The sequence below is a fragment of the Bradyrhizobium sp. P5_C12 genome, from assembly GCF_054049735.1.
This window is the reverse complement of record NZ_JBFULU010000002.1, coordinates 156,540-170,651: the sequence shown is the minus strand read 5'-3', so window position 1 is coordinate 170,651 and position 14,112 is coordinate 156,540. Positions and strand designations below refer to the sequence as shown.

General features: G+C 65.4%; 12 protein-coding genes. All 12 read left to right on the top strand.

Features of this window, described 5'->3' with window-relative positions:
* The first annotated feature begins 6 nt into the window (after nt 1-6).
* On the top strand, nt 7-981 hold the full coding sequence (locus ACXJMY_RS02385) for an NAD-dependent epimerase/dehydratase family protein (RefSeq protein WP_456617711.1): 975 nt from the start codon (nt 7-9) through the stop codon (nt 979-981).
* Between the two features lies 1 nt (nt 982).
* Nucleotides 983-1,732 (top strand): SDR family oxidoreductase, encoded by a 750-nt coding sequence (locus ACXJMY_RS02380; protein WP_456617710.1) that lies wholly within the window; start codon nt 983-985, stop codon nt 1,730-1,732.
* Nucleotides 1,729-3,165: an NAD(P)-binding domain-containing protein gene (locus tag ACXJMY_RS02375; protein ID WP_456617709.1), complete on the top strand. Its 1,437-nt coding sequence runs from the start codon at nt 1,729-1,731 to the stop codon at nt 3,163-3,165. The genes ACXJMY_RS02380 and ACXJMY_RS02375 overlap by 4 nt, the downstream gene beginning before the upstream one ends.
* A gap of 107 nt (nt 3,166-3,272) precedes the next feature.
* Nucleotides 3,273-4,892, top strand: a complete 1,620-nt coding sequence (locus tag ACXJMY_RS02370) for an ABC transporter substrate-binding protein (RefSeq protein ID WP_456617708.1) — start codon at nt 3,273-3,275, stop codon at nt 4,890-4,892.
* Nucleotides 4,893-4,917: 25 nt separating this feature from the next.
* Nucleotides 4,918-5,952: an ABC transporter permease gene (locus ACXJMY_RS02365; RefSeq protein ID WP_456617707.1), complete on the top strand. Its 1,035-nt coding sequence runs from the start codon at nt 4,918-4,920 to the stop codon at nt 5,950-5,952.
* Nucleotides 5,949-6,797, top strand: a complete 849-nt coding sequence (locus ACXJMY_RS02360; RefSeq protein ID WP_456617706.1) for an ABC transporter permease — start codon at nt 5,949-5,951, stop codon at nt 6,795-6,797. The genes ACXJMY_RS02365 and ACXJMY_RS02360 overlap by 4 nt, the downstream gene beginning before the upstream one ends.
* Complete coding sequence (gene nikE / locus ACXJMY_RS02355; RefSeq protein ID WP_456617705.1) at nt 6,794-8,464, top strand: nickel ABC transporter ATP-binding protein NikE; 1,671 nt, start codon at nt 6,794-6,796, stop codon at nt 8,462-8,464. Before ACXJMY_RS02360 ends, nikE begins: the two co-directional genes overlap by 4 nt.
* A 142-nt stretch (nt 8,465-8,606) precedes the next feature.
* Complete coding sequence (locus tag ACXJMY_RS02350) at nt 8,607-10,211, top strand: ABC transporter substrate-binding protein (RefSeq protein WP_456617704.1); 1,605 nt, start codon at nt 8,607-8,609, stop codon at nt 10,209-10,211.
* Nucleotides 10,212-10,228: 17 nt separating this feature from the next.
* Entirely contained in the window at nt 10,229-11,170 is a 942-nt protein-coding gene (locus tag ACXJMY_RS02345; protein ID WP_456617703.1) for an ABC transporter permease, read from the top strand.
* The gene (locus ACXJMY_RS02340) at nt 11,167-12,090 is read left to right on the top strand and encodes an ABC transporter permease (RefSeq protein ID WP_456617702.1); all 924 of its coding nucleotides are present in this window, start codon (nt 11,167-11,169) and stop codon (nt 12,088-12,090) included. Before ACXJMY_RS02345 ends, ACXJMY_RS02340 begins: the two co-directional genes overlap by 4 nt.
* Before the next feature lie 19 nt (nt 12,091-12,109).
* A complete protein-coding gene (locus ACXJMY_RS02335) occupies nt 12,110-13,099 on the top strand; it encodes an ABC transporter ATP-binding protein (protein ID WP_456617701.1) in 990 nt (329 codons plus the stop codon).
* Nucleotides 13,096-14,079 (top strand): ABC transporter ATP-binding protein, encoded by a 984-nt coding sequence (locus tag ACXJMY_RS02330; RefSeq protein WP_456617700.1) that lies wholly within the window; start codon nt 13,096-13,098, stop codon nt 14,077-14,079. The genes ACXJMY_RS02335 and ACXJMY_RS02330 overlap by 4 nt, the downstream gene beginning before the upstream one ends.
* Nucleotides 14,080-14,112: the final 33 nt, after the last annotated feature.

The following is a 14,112-nucleotide window of genomic DNA, read 5'->3' as shown; positions in this document are numbered from 1 at the left end:
CGCGCGATGAGGATCGTCATCTTCGGCGGCACCGGCTTCGTCGGCCTCAATCTCGCGGAGGTGCTGCTCGCGCGCGGCCATGACGTGACGCTGTACGATCGGAAGCAACTTCCGGCTGGCGCGGAGCGATCCTTTGCTGACCACCGGGAGCGGCTCTCGATTGTTCAAGGCGAGATCACGGACATCGAGAGGATCGACGCCCTGGTAAAGCAAGGCTTTGATGCGATCATCCTTGGCGCTGCCATAACCGCCGGGGACCAGCTCGAGCGGACCACGACCTCGAGCATCCTCGAGATCAATGTGATGGCTCAGATGCCGATCCTGAGCGCTGCGATTCGCCGTGGCGTTCGGCGCGTGATCAATCTGTCCTCGGCGTCCGCCTATGGGGCTGCGGGACAACGCTATCCGCTACTGGACGAGGAGACGCCGTGCGATCCCGTCTCGTTCTACGCGATCAGCAAATTCACGTCAGAGAGATCCGTGGCGCGGCTTGCCGAGTTGTGGGAAGGCGATTTTCTGAGCGTGCGTTTAAGCGCCGTGTTCGGTCCGTGGGAGCGGATCGGGAAGGTGCGCGATACGCCCAGCCTCCAGTTCCAGATCCTTGCTGCGTTCGCCCGCGGCGAACCGGCCCTTCTCCCTGCGCCAGGCATCAAGGATTGGACCTACGCGCCCGACGCCGCCGAAGCGGTGGCGGTGCTGATCGAAGCCGAGCGGCCGCGCCACCGGCTTTACAACATCTCAAGCGGCGCGGCCTGGTCTGCGCTGCAATGGGGTGAGGCGTTCGCAGCCCTGCATCCCGGGCTGGAGTGCCGGCTCGCGTCACCTGGAGAGAAGACCTTCATCAAGCTCCACGGCGGGGATCGTGCCCCGATGTCGATCAAGAGGATGGCCGATGAGTTCGGCTGGCGCGCCCGGTTCGGCTGCGTGGAGTCGGCCGCTGCGATGAGCGCCTGGTGGAAGCAGCACAAGGAGTGGATCTGACATGCGGCTGCAGAGGCGCACGGCCATCATCACCGGTGCAGGCTCGGGCATCGGCCGCGCCAGCGCAAAGCTGTTCGCGGAGGAAGGCGCGCGTCTCGCTCTCGTCGATCGCGATGCGGCGGGCCTTGCGGAGACGTTGAGCCTCGTGCGCGAGGCAACGACGCATGTCGGCGACGTCGGCGATACCGCATTCGCCGAGACTGTCGTGGGCGATGTCATGGCGCGGCACGGCCGGCTCGATATCCTGATGACCGCGGCGGGCTTCTCCTGCGGCGGCACGGTGCTGACGACGAGCCCGGACGATTGGGACGCGGTGTTCCGCACCAATGTCGGCGGCACCTGGCTGTGGGCGCGGGCCGCCGTGCCCGAGATGCAGCGGCAGAAGAGCGGCTCGATCATCACGCTGGCCTCGCAGCTCGCCATTGCCGGCGGCAAGGGCAACAGCGCCTACATCGCCGCCAAGGGCGCGATTGTCAGCCTGACGCGGACGATGGCGGTGGATTTCGCCACCGACGGCATTCGCGTCAACGCGATCGCACCGGGCGCGATCGACACGCCGATGCTTCGCCGCAGCTTTGCCCGTCACGCCAATGCGGACGAGGTGCGCGAAGCCTCGCGCAACCGCCATGCCATGAAGCGGTTCGGGCAAGCCGAGGAGATCGCACAGACGGCGCTGCATCTCGCCAGTGATGCGTCCTCGTTCACGACCGGCACCGTGATGGTGGTCGACGGCGGATGGCTCGCGGCATGAGCGACGCGCTGACAGACCTCGAAGCCGATATTCGCGCCGATCTCGCCATGATCGCGCATCCGGGCGCCGCGTGGCTCCCTCCAAAGCCGGGACCGGACGGCAAGCCGGCGCTCGATGTGCTCATTGTCGGCGCTGGCCAGTCCGGCATCGCCATCGGCTTCGGCCTCATGCGCTCCCGCGTCAGCAACATCCTGCTGCTCGACAAGGCCGCGGAGGGGATGGAAGGCCCGTGGCTCAGCTATGCCCGCATGCCGACGCTGCGCAGTCCGAAGGACTACACCGGCCCGGACCTCGACATTCCGAGCCTGACCTATCAGTCCTGGCACGAAGCCCGCTTCGGCAAGGAGAGCTGGCAGACGCTCGACCTCATCCCGCGCGGCCATTGGGCCGAGTATCTGCTGTGGCTGCGCCGCACGATCGGATTGCCGGTGCGCAACGGCTGCGAGCTCCTCGAGATCGCGCCGGCGGCCGATGGCCTGCTCGCCGCACACGTGAAACGTGCCGACGGCGTCGAGACGCTCTATGCGCGCAAGATCGTGCTGGCGACGGGGCAGGAGGGGATGGGCAACTGGATGATCCCCGAGCCGCTGTCCCATTTGCCGTCAGGCTCGGTCGCGACCGTCGCCGACGACATCGATTTCGAAAGCCTTCGCGGCAAGCGCGTGGCCGTGATCGGCGCCGGCGCCTCCGCCTTCGACAATGCGGCAACCGCGCTTGAGGCAGGCGCGGCCGAAGTACATCTGCTCTGCCGCCGGTCGCAGATCCAGGTGATCCAGCCCTATCGCTGGCTGACCTTCCGCGGCTTCCTGCGTCATCTCAGCGATCTCGACGATGCCTGGCGCTGGCGCTTCATGCGCAAGATCCTCGAAATGCGCGAGGGATTTCCGCAGCCGACCTATGACCGTTGCGCACGTCACGCCAATTTCAAGCTGCATGAAGGTGCGCCTGTCGAGGCAGCGCGGCAGACCGGCAAGGCCATCGAATTGCAGACGCCGCGCGGCGCCATCACGGCGGACTTCGTCATCTGCGGCACCGGCATCGACATGAACTTCGCCGAACGCGGCGAGCTGCGCCAATTTGCCGGCAATATCGCGACCTGGGCCGACCGCTACCAGCCGCCGGAAACCGAGCGCAACGTGCGGCTCGGCCGCTTCCCCTATCTTGCCGACGATTACGCCTTCACCGAACGTGTGCCGGGCGCGACGCCATGGATCTCCGACATCCATCTCTTCGCCATCGCGTCCACGATGAGCTTCGGCCCGTCAGGATCGTCGATCAACGCGATGACGACCGCCGTTCCCAAGCTGGTCCACGGCCTCACGCGCGGCCTGTTCCGCGCCGATGTCAGGCATCACTGGGCTTCGCTCAGTGCCTATGACGTGCCGCAGGCCGTGGTGGCGCGGCCGGCGCAAAATGTGGGAGAATCGCGATGATTGTCCATGCTCTGCCGCGACGAAGCGTCCATCAGGGATTGGCGCGCAAATTGCTTCTTTCTCACCATGCCTTGCTGGCGTTCTTGTCGAAATTCAAGGGAAAACCAATGCGTTTTGTGTCTTTCAGGCCGGCGTCCTGCGTCGTCGCCACCGCCGCGCTGCTGCTCGTTGCCACCGCGCCTGTGCAGGCCCAAACCAGGGCGGAAACGTTGCGCTACGTGACCGGCGCATCCGTCAACACGCTCGATCCCAACATTCCCGGCTCGACCCGCGAGTCCTTTGCGCTGAGCATGAGCACCTACGACCGGCTGGTGGCATTTGGCCGCAAGCAGCTCAACGGCAAATGGGTGTTCGATCTCGACAAGATCACGGGCGAGCTCGCCGAATCCTACGACGTCAGTCCCGACGGGTTGAAGCTCACCTTCCGCCTGCGCAAGGATGCCAAATTCCAGGACGGCTCGCCGGTGACGGCCGAGGACGTGAAATGGTCGCTCGATCGCTGCGTCACCGCGCCGATCCTCGGCAAGGCCCAGCTCCTGACGGGCTCGTTGACCTCGGCCGACCAGTTCAAGGTGATCGATCCCCTCACCATCGAGGTGACGTTGCCGAAGCCGGACAAGCTCGCGCTGCCCAATCTCGCAACCGTCTATCCGATGATCATCAACTCCAAGGTCGCGAAGGAGCACGCGACCGCGGACGATCCCTGGGCCACCGCCTGGTTGAAGGAGCACACCGCCGGCAGCGGTGCCTATGTGGTCGAGACCTTCAAGCCGGGCGAGCAGGTCATCCTCAAGCGCGACGAGGCCTGGAACCGCGGTTCGGCCAACAAGCCGGCCTTCTTCAAGCGCGTGATCGTGCAGTCCGTGCCGGAGCCGGCGACCCGCGCCAATCTGGTCGAGCGCGGCGATGCCGATATCGTCGTCGATCTCCAGGCGAGCGACGTGCAGTCGCTCGAGGCCAAGGGCAAGCTCAAGGTGGTCTCGACGCCGCAGTACAATGCGATCACCTTCGTCTCGATGAACAACCAGATTCCGCCCTTCGACAATGTCAATGTGCGCCGCGCCATCGCCTTCGCTCTGCCCTATGAGGATATGTTCAAGGCCGCCTTGTTCGGTCGTGGCGCGCCGCTGTTCGGCGCGACCTGGCCCGACGGCAAGCCGCTGAACGGCATCTATCCGTTCCAGGCGCCCGTGAAGATCGATCTCGACAAGGCGCGCGAATATCTCAAGGCGGCGGGCCTTCCCGAAGGCTTCTCGACCAGCTTCAGCTTCAATGTCGGTCAGGCCTCGACGGCGGAGCCGATGGCGGCCCTGGTGAAGGAATCGCTCGCCAAGATCGGGATCAAGGTCGACATCCAGAAGCTGCCGGACGCGCAGATGTCGACGCAGATCAATGAGAAGAAGCTGCCGTTCTTCACCGAGGGCATCGTCGCCTGGCTGCCGTCGACGGATTATTTCTACCGCAACTTCTACACCGGCAATCAGCGCTGGAACTACAGCTCGATCAACAATCCCGAGCTGGCCGCGATCGCGCAGGAAGCCCGCTTCGAGCCGGACAAGGCCAAGTACGAGGAGGATGGCCGCAAGCTCAATGCCATCCACTTCAGCGAGATGCCGCAGATCCCGCTGTGGCAGCCCAATCAGGATGCGGTCATGGCGTCCTCGATCGAGGGCTACACCTACGAATTCCATCGTCAGGTCGACTACCGCGATGTCAGCCGCAAGTGACATCCGCAAACAGGGACGCTGAAAAGTGATGACCGGTCTTGGCGCAACGATGATGCGGGCGGGCAGGCGGCTTCTGTCGTCGCTGCCGGCATTGTTCGGTGTGCTGGTCTTCACCTTTCTTTTGATGCGCGTCCTGCCCGGCGACCCCGCGGTGTTCTTCGCCTCGGGGCCCAATGCGGGCAAGGAGGAGATCGAGCAGATCCGCAAGCAGATGGGGCTCAACAAGTCGGTGCCGGAGCAGCTCGTGTTCTATCTCTCCGACATCGGCCACGGCAATCTCGGCCGCTCCATGATGACGGGACAGCCGGTGCTGAAAGACCTGCGTGAGCGGCTGCCGGCTTCGCTCGAGCTCACCTTCACGGCGCTCCTGCTTGCGCTGATCGCGGCGGTGCCGCTCGGCGTGGTCGCGGCGCTGAAGCCGGGGTCGGCCGTCGATCACGGCGTGCGGCTGTTCTGCGCGCTCGGCGTCTGCGTGCCGACCTTCGTCTCGGGCCTGCTGCTCATCTATGTCTTCTACTATCTCCTCGGGCTTGCGCCCGATCCGACCGGGCGGATCGACGTGTTCACCTCGCTGCCGCCACAGCGCACCGGATTCCTGTCCATCGATTTCCTGCTCGCCGGAGATGTCGAAGGCTGGTGGGCGGCCTGCAAGCAGTTGATCCTGCCGGCGGTGAGCATGGCGCTGTTCGTGATCGCGCCATTGGCGCGGATCACGCGCGCCTCGATGCTGGTCTCGCTCGGCAGCGACTTCGTGCGCACCGCGCGCTCCGTCGGGCTGTCCTGGCGCAAGGTGGTCGTCACTTATGCCTTGAGGAACGCGATCCTGCCCGTCATCACCATCGCCGGCATCGTGTTCTCGACCATGCTGGGGGCCAATGTCCTGGTGGAGAAAGTGTTCTCCTGGCCGGGCGTCGCCTCCTATGCGCTCGATGCGCTGCTGTCCTCCGACTACGCGCCGGTGCAGGGATTCGTGCTGCTGATGGCCAGTCTGTTCGTGCTGGTCAATCTCGCCGTCGATATCTGCTACGGCATCGCCGATCCCAGGGTGTCGATCGAATGACGAGCGCAACCCTCAGGCATTCGGTCTGGATCCTGCGCGGCAATCCGCTCACCGGCGTCGCCGCGGCCGGCGTCCTCCTGTTCGTCCTGGTCGCGATCTTCGGTCCCTGGATCGTGCCTTATGATCCCGTCGTCTCGAATGTCTCGGAGGCGCTGTTGCCGCCGAGCGCCGCCCACATCGCCGGCACCGATCAGCTCGGACGCGACGTGTTCAGCCGCCTCGTGATCGCGGCGCGGCTCGACCTTGCGATTGCGGTCTCCGCGGTCGGCATGTCCTTCGTGCTCGGCGCCGTCGTCGGTTCGTTCTGCGGCTATGCCGGTGGCAGGCTCGACCGCGCGGTCGGCCGCTTCGTCGACGTGATGATGGCCTTTCCGCTGTTCGTGCTGGCGATGGCGATGGTCGCGGCCCTGGGCAACCGGATCGAGAACATCGTGATCGCGACCGCGATCATCAACCTTCCGTTCTACATCCGCTTCGCGCGGGCCGAGGTCAACATCCGGCGCAATGTCGGCTGGGTGGAGGCCGCGCGCGCCTGCGGCGAGAGCCATTTCTCGGTGGTGCTGCGCTTCCTGCTTCCGAACATCCTGCCGGCAATGGCGGTGCAGATCTCGCTCAACCTCGGCTGGGCGATCCTGAATGCGGCCGGCCTGTCCTTCATCGGCCTCGGCGTCAAGCCGCCGACGCCGGAATGGGGCATCATGGTCGCCGAAGGCGCGCGCTTCATCTCGACCGGCAGGTGGTGGTTGGTGGCCTTTCCGGGCCTTGCGCTGATGATGGCCGTGCTGTGCTTCAACCTGCTTGGGGACGGGATGCGGGACATTCTCGACCCGCGTATGCGGACATGAGCGAGACGCTGCTCCAGATCGACGACCTCCACGTCTCGTTCTCGACGCGGCGTGGCATGGTCGAGGCCGTGCGCGGCGTCACGCTCGCGGTCGAAGCCGGCGAGATGCTCGGCCTCGTCGGCGAGAGCGGTTCGGGCAAGTCGGTCACCGGCTTTGCGACGACGCGGCTGCTGGATTCGGCTGGCCGTGTCACTGCCGGAAAGATCCTGTTTCGCGGGCAGGACGTCACCAAGCTCAGGGGCGACGATCTTCGTCAGCTGCAGGGCGCTGCGATGTCGATGATCTTCCAGAACCCGCGGGCGGCGCTCAATCCGATCCGGGCGATCGGCTTGCAGATCGCGGACGCGATCCTCACCCACAAGCGGATCTCGAAGGACGCCGCGCGCGCCGAGGCGCTGGAGCTGCTGCGCGCCGTCCAGATCCGCGACCCCGAGACGCGGATGAACGCCTATCCGCACGAGCTCTCCGGCGGCATGTGCCAGCGCGTCATGATTGCGATCGCGATTTCCTGCAATCCTGCACTGCTGATCGCCGACGAGCCGACGACCGGGCTCGACGTCACCACGCAGAAGGTGGTGATGGACCTTTTGGCAGACATTGCCGCCGCGCGCGGCATGGCGACGATCCTGATTACGCACGATCTGGGGCTCGCGGCGCGATACTGCCGCCGCATCGCCGTGATGGAGCGCGGTCGCATCGTCGAGGAGGCCAGCCCCAGGACGCTCTTCAGCGCGCCGCAGCACGCCTATACCAAGCGGCTGGTTGCGGCATCGCCCACTGCGACCTCCCGGATTGAGGATCTCGTGACGGAGGAGGAGCGGGAAGGCTACGCGGCAATGATCAGCAAGCCCAGGCTGGAGCCCGCGTACGGTACGCCCCCGCTGCTTGAGGTGCGTAAACTCGCGAAACGTTTCGACCAGGGCTCTGCGGCGGTCGCGGATTTTTCGATGACGATGGCCGGCGGCGAGAGCGTCGGGCTTGTCGGCGAATCCGGATCCGGCAAGAGCACGACGTCGCGCATGATCTGCCGCCTGATCGATCCGAGCGAAGGCGACATCGTGTTCGACGGGCAGTCGATCGGTCACGTGGCGGCGCGCGACTTTCATCGCTCGCGCTTCCGCAAGGACATTCAAATCGTCTTCCAGGACCCGAATGAGAGCCTCAACCCGCGCTTTACCGCCTTCGACTGCATTGCCCATCCGCTGATGCGGCTCGACGGTTTGCGGGCGGGCAGYCAATTGCGGGAGCGGGTGGAAGAATGCGCGGAGCGGGTGGGGTTGCCGCAGGATCTGCTGCCGCGCTTCCCGCATCAGCTCTCCGGGGGCCAGAAGGCCCGCGTCGGCATTGCCCGCGCCATCGCCTGCCGGCCGCGGCTCCTGGTGCTGGACGAGCCGACCGCCGCGCTCGACGTCTCGGTGCAGGCGGTGGTGCTGCAACTGCTCGACCGCCTGCGGCGCGAGAACGACATCGCGCTGCTGTTCGTCAGCCACGATCTCAACGTGGTGCGCATGCTCTGCGACCGCACCATCGTGCTGCGCAATGGCGGCATCGTGGAGCAGGGGGAAAGCCGGGCGTTGTTCGATAATCCCAAAACCGACTACACGCGCAAGCTGGTCGAGGCGATCCCCCATTTCGAGACCGGGCCGGCGCTGGCGGCCGCGCTTTGAGGCCCGAACCAGCCGCAAAAGCCATCCAGATCCGGCTAGCGAAGGCCTGGTTACTGGCATACCATTTGCAGGCGAATGGCTTCTGTTTCACCTGCCCTTGGCCAACGAACGGCCGGCATCACGGCATTACTGGGAGGACTTCATGGATCGCAGGACCGTATTGAAGGGACTGGCTGGCGCAGGCGGCCTGGCGCTGACGGGTAGCCTCTCGGCTCCGGCGCTTTCGCAAGGCGCGGCTGCCCGCACCCTGCGTTTCGTGCCGCAGGCCAACCTTGCCAATTTCGATCCGATCTGGGGCACGCAATATGTCGTGCGCAACGCCGCCGCGATGGTCTGGGACACGCTTTACGGCATCGATTCCTCGCTTCAACCGCAGCGCCAGATGGTCGAATCCGAGCAGGTGAGCGACGATGGCACGATCTGGACGTTCAAGCTGCGTTCGGGCCTCAAGTTCCATGACGGCGAGCCGGTGCTGAGCAAGGACGTCGTCGCGAGCCTTGCGCGCTGGTCGGCGCGCGATCCGATGGGGTTGATGATCAAGGCGCTCCAGCAGGAGCTCACCGCCGTCGACGACCGGACGTTCAAATGGGTGCTGAAGCAGCCCTTCCCGAAGCTGCTCTACGCGCTCGCCAAGAACAACTCGCCTTGCGCCTTCATCATGCCGGAACGCATCGCGCAGACCGATCCGTTCAAGCAGATCGGCGAATATGTCGGCTCCGGGCCGATGAAGTTCGCGAAAGCCGAGTGGGTGCCCGGCGCGAAAGCGGTGTTCGAGAAGTTTGCCGACTATGCGCCGCGGCAGGAAAAGTCCTCGTGGCTTGCCGGCGGCAAGCAAATGCTGGTCGACCGCATCGAGTGGGTGGTGATGCCGGATCCGGCCACCGCTGCCGCCGCGTTGCAGAATGGCGAGATCGACTGGTGGGAGAATCCGATCGCGGACCTCGTGCCGGTCCTGAAGAAGAACAAGAACATCAGCGTCGATATCGGCGATCCCCTCGGCAATGTCGGCTCGTTCCGCATGAACTTCCTGTATCCGCCCTTCAACGACGTGCGGGCGCGGCGCGCGGTGTTGATGGCGCTGAGCCAGGAAGACTATATGCGCGCGATCGTCGGCGACGACACCGCGCTCTGGAAACCGCTGCCGGGCTTCTTCACGCCGAATACGCCGCTCTACACGGAAGTGGGCGGTGATATCCTGAAGGGCAAGCGCGATTTCGACGCGGCCAAGAAGCTGCTCGCCGAGAGCGGCTATTCCGGCCAGCCGGTCACCTGCCTCGTGGCGCAGGACCAGCCGATCACCAAGGCGCAGGGTGACGTGACCGCCGACCTCCTGAAGAGGCTCGGCATGAATGTCGACTTCGTCGCGACCGATTGGGGCACGGTCGGCTCGCGTCGTGCGGCGAAGACGCCGCCGGGACAGGGCGGCTGGAACATGTTCCACACCTGGCATGCGGGCGCGGACTGCATCAATCCGGCCCCGTACACTGCCATTCGCGCCAATGGCGACAAGGCCTGGTTCGGCTGGCCCAACAGCCCCGGCACCGAAAAGGAGGTCACCTCCTGGTTCGAGGCCAAGAACCTCGATGAGGAGAAAGCCGCCATCGGTCGCCTCAACAAGGCGGCGATGGATGACGTCGTCTATGCGCCGACCGGCTTCTTCCTGAGCTACACCGCGTGGCGCAAGAACGTCTCCGGCGTTGGCAAGGGACCGTTGCCGTTCTTCTGGGGCGTATCCAAGTCCGCTTGATCGTGCGATAAGGCCACATGCTCTCCTACATCCTCCGGCGCATCGTCGCGACCTTGCCGGTCATGGCAATCGTCGCGCTGTTCGTGTTCAGCCTGCTCTACATCGCGCCGGGTGATCCGGCCGTGGTGATCGCGGGCGATCAGGCAAGCCCGGAGGATGTGGAGCGCATTCGCCAGAGCCTCGGCCTCGATCGTCCGTTCCTGATCCAGTTCGGAAGCTGGGTCTGGCGCATCCTGCATGGCGATCTCGGCACCTCGATCTTCACCAACCTGCCGGTCTCGACCATGATCGGGCAGCGTCTCGGACCGACGCTGTCGCTGATGATGGTCACGCTTCTGCTCACGATCGTGGTCGCGGTGCCGCTCGGCGTGGTGGCGGCGTGGAAGGCCGGCAGCCTGATCGACCGCGCCATCATGGGCTTTGCCGTGTTCGGGTTCTCGCTGCCCGTCTTCGTGGTCGGCTACATGCTCGCCTACATCTTTGCGCTCGAACTGGAATGGCTTCCGGTGCAGGGTTACACGCCGCTCACCCAAGGCTTCTGGCCCTGGCTGGAGAATTTGATCCTGCCGGCGGTCGCGCTCGGCTGCGTCTACATCGCGCTGATCGCGCGCATCACCCGCGCCACCATGCTCGAAGTGCTGCAGCAGGACTATATCCGCACCGCGCGCGCCAAGGGGCTCGGGCAGGGCGGCATCCTGTTCGTTCACGCGCTGAAGAACGCGGCGGTGCCGATCGTGACCGTGATCGGGATCGGCATCGCGCTTCTGATCGGCGGCGCGGTTGTCACCGAAAGCGTGTTCGCGATTCCCGGCCTCGGCCGGCTCACGATCGATGCGATCCTGCGCCGCGACTATCCCGTGATCCAGGGCATCGTGCTGCTGTTCAGCTTCGTCTACGTCCTCGTCAATTTGATGATCGACGTCATCTATACGCTCGTTGATCCGAGGATCCGCTATTGACCGACACGACCATCACCACGCAACCGCTTCCGGCCGGGTTCGTCGTCGCGCCGCAACTGCCCGAGCTGTTGCGGCCGGCAAAAATCCGGCGCGGCATTGTCGGCTTCCTGCGCGGCCATCCCACGGTCGCGATCGGCGGCGCGCTGCTGCTGACCCTCGTCCTGGTCGCGATCTTCGCGCCTTATCTCGGAACGGTCGATCCGACCGCGCTCGCGCCCGCCAAGCGGACCCGGGCGCCGTCGGCCGCTTTCTGGTTCGGCACCGACGTGCTCGGCCGCGATATCTATTCACGCGTGCTCTACGGCGCGCGGGTCTCGCTCACGGTCGGCCTCTCGGTCGCGATGTTCGCCTCGATCGCCGGTCTTGCCATCGGCATCGTCTCCGGCTTCATCCGCTGGGCGGACGGGATCCTTATGCGCTTCATGGACGGCCTGATGTCGATACCGCCGATCCTGCTGGCGATCGCGCTGATGGCGTTGACGCGCGGCAGCGTCGGCAACGTCATCCTGGCGATCACCATCGCCGAAATCCCGCGGGTTTCCCGTCTTGTCCGAAGTGTGGTGCTGTCGCTGCGCGAGCAGCCCTATGTGGATGCGGCGGTGGCGTGCGGAACGCGCACGCCGATGATCATCCTGCGCCACATCCTGCCCAACACGCTGGCGCCCATGCTGGTCCAGGCGACCTATATCTGCGCCAGCGCCATGATCACGGAGGCGATCCTGTCCTTCATCGGCGCCGGTACGCCGCCCACCATTCCGTCTTGGGGCAACATCATGGCCGAAGGCCGCGCGCTGTGGCAGGTCAAGCCCTACATCGTGTTCTTTCCGGCGGCCTTCCTGTCGGTCACCGTGCTTGCCGTGAATTTGCTCGGCGACGGCCTTCGTGATGCGCTCGACCCGCGCATGGCCAAGAGCCTCTGATGGCAAGGGGCTGATCGCGATGGCGCTGCTCGAAGTCGAGAATCTGCAAACCCACTTTCGCACGCCCGGGGGCATCAACCGTGCGGTCGAAGGCGTGTCCTTCCATGTCAACGAGGGCGAGACGCTGGCGATTGTCGGCGAGTCCGGCTGCGGCAAGTCGGTGACGTCGATGTCGCTGATGCGGCTGATCCCGGAGCCGCCCGGCAAGATCGCGGGCGTCATCCGCTTTGCGGGCAGGGACCTCCTGCAACTCTCCGACCGCGAGATGCGCGCGATCCGTGGCAACGACATCTCGATGATCTTTCAGGAGCCGATGACGAGCCTCAATCCGGTCCTGACGGTTGGCCGCCAGATCCGCGAGACGCTGATGATCCATCAGGGTCTGGACCAGCAGGCCGCCGAGGCGCACGCGATCGAGATGTTGACGCTGGTCGGCATTCCCGAGCCGAAGCGGCGCGTGCGCGAATATCCGCACCAGCTTTCCGGCGGCATGCGCCAGCGCGTGATGATCGCGATTGCGCTCGCCTGCAACCCGAAACTCCTGATCGCCGACGAACCGACCACGGCGCTCGACGTGACCATCCAGGCGCAGATCCTGAAATTGATGCTTGATCTCAAGCGCCGGGTCGGCGCGGCGATCATTCTCATCACCCATGATCTCGGCGTCGTCGCCGAGATCGCCGAGCGTGTCATGGTGATGTATGCCGGCCGCAAGGTCGAGGAGGCGCCGGTCGCCGAGCTGTTCCGCTCGCCGCGCCATCCCTATACGCAAGGCCTGCTCGGCGCCGTGCCGCGGCTCGGCTCTTCGCTGACCGGCACGGCGAGGCGGCTCGCCGAGATTCCCGGACAGGTCCCTGATCTGCGCAAGCCGATCACCGGCTGTGTGTTTGCCGGACGCTGTTCGCTCGCCACCGATCTCTGCCGCCAATATGCGCCGGGGCTCGAGGAGAAGGGGCCGCGACACGTCGCCGCCTGCCATTACGCAGCCAAGGGAGCCGCCGCGGCATGAGTCCTCCGCTGCTCCAGGTCAACGACCTCAAGAAGCACTTTCCGGTCAAGACTGGCCTGTTCAACCGCAGGTCCGAATGGGTCTATGCGGTGGACGGCGTGTCGTTCGAGATCGCGCGCGGCGAGACGCTGTCGCTGGTCGGCGAATCCGGCTGCGGCAAGTCGACGGTCGGCCGCGCCGTTTTGCGGCTGTTCGACATCACCGCCGGCCAGGTGATCCTCGACGGCCAGCGTATCGACGACGCGCATCCGAGCACGATGCGGCAGATGCGCCGTCGCGTGCAGGTGGTGTTCCAGGATCCGTTCTCGAGCCTCAATCCGCGCATGCGCGTGCGCGACATTCTGGCTGAGCCGATCCGCAATTTCGGCCTCGCCAAGTCGGCGGCCGATCTCGAGGCGCGCGTCACGGCGCTGATGGACACCGTGCGCCTGCCGCGCGAGGCGCTGAACCGCAGGCCGCATGAATTCTCCGGCGGCCAGCGTCAGCGCATCGGCATCGCGCGGGCGCTTGCCGCCGAACCCGAGCTGATCGTCTGCGACGAGGCGGTCTCCGCGCTCGACGTCTCGGTCAAGGCGCAGATCGTCAACCTGTTGCAGGATCTCCAGAACGAGTTCGGCCTCGCGCTGCTGTTCATCAGTCATGATCTCGCGATCGTCGAGCACATGACCCACCGCGTCGCGGTGATGTATCTGGGCAAGATCGTCGAGGTGGCGCCGCGGCGGGAGATTTTTGCCGCGCCGAGACATCCCTACACCAAGGCGCTGCTGTCGGCGGTGCCGCTGCCCGAGCCTGGTGCCCAGCGCAGCCCCATCATCCTGAGCGGCGACGTGCCGAGCCCGATCCATCCGCCGAGCGGATGCCGCTTCCACACCCGTTGTCCGTACGTCTTCGACCGCTGCCGGACGGAGGAGCCGGAGCTTCGCTCAAGCGGAGGCGATCAGTGGGTGGCGTGCCATCTCGACGCATTGCCGCAGGATTAGACTTCATCGTCGGCATATGAGCGCGTGAGCGGA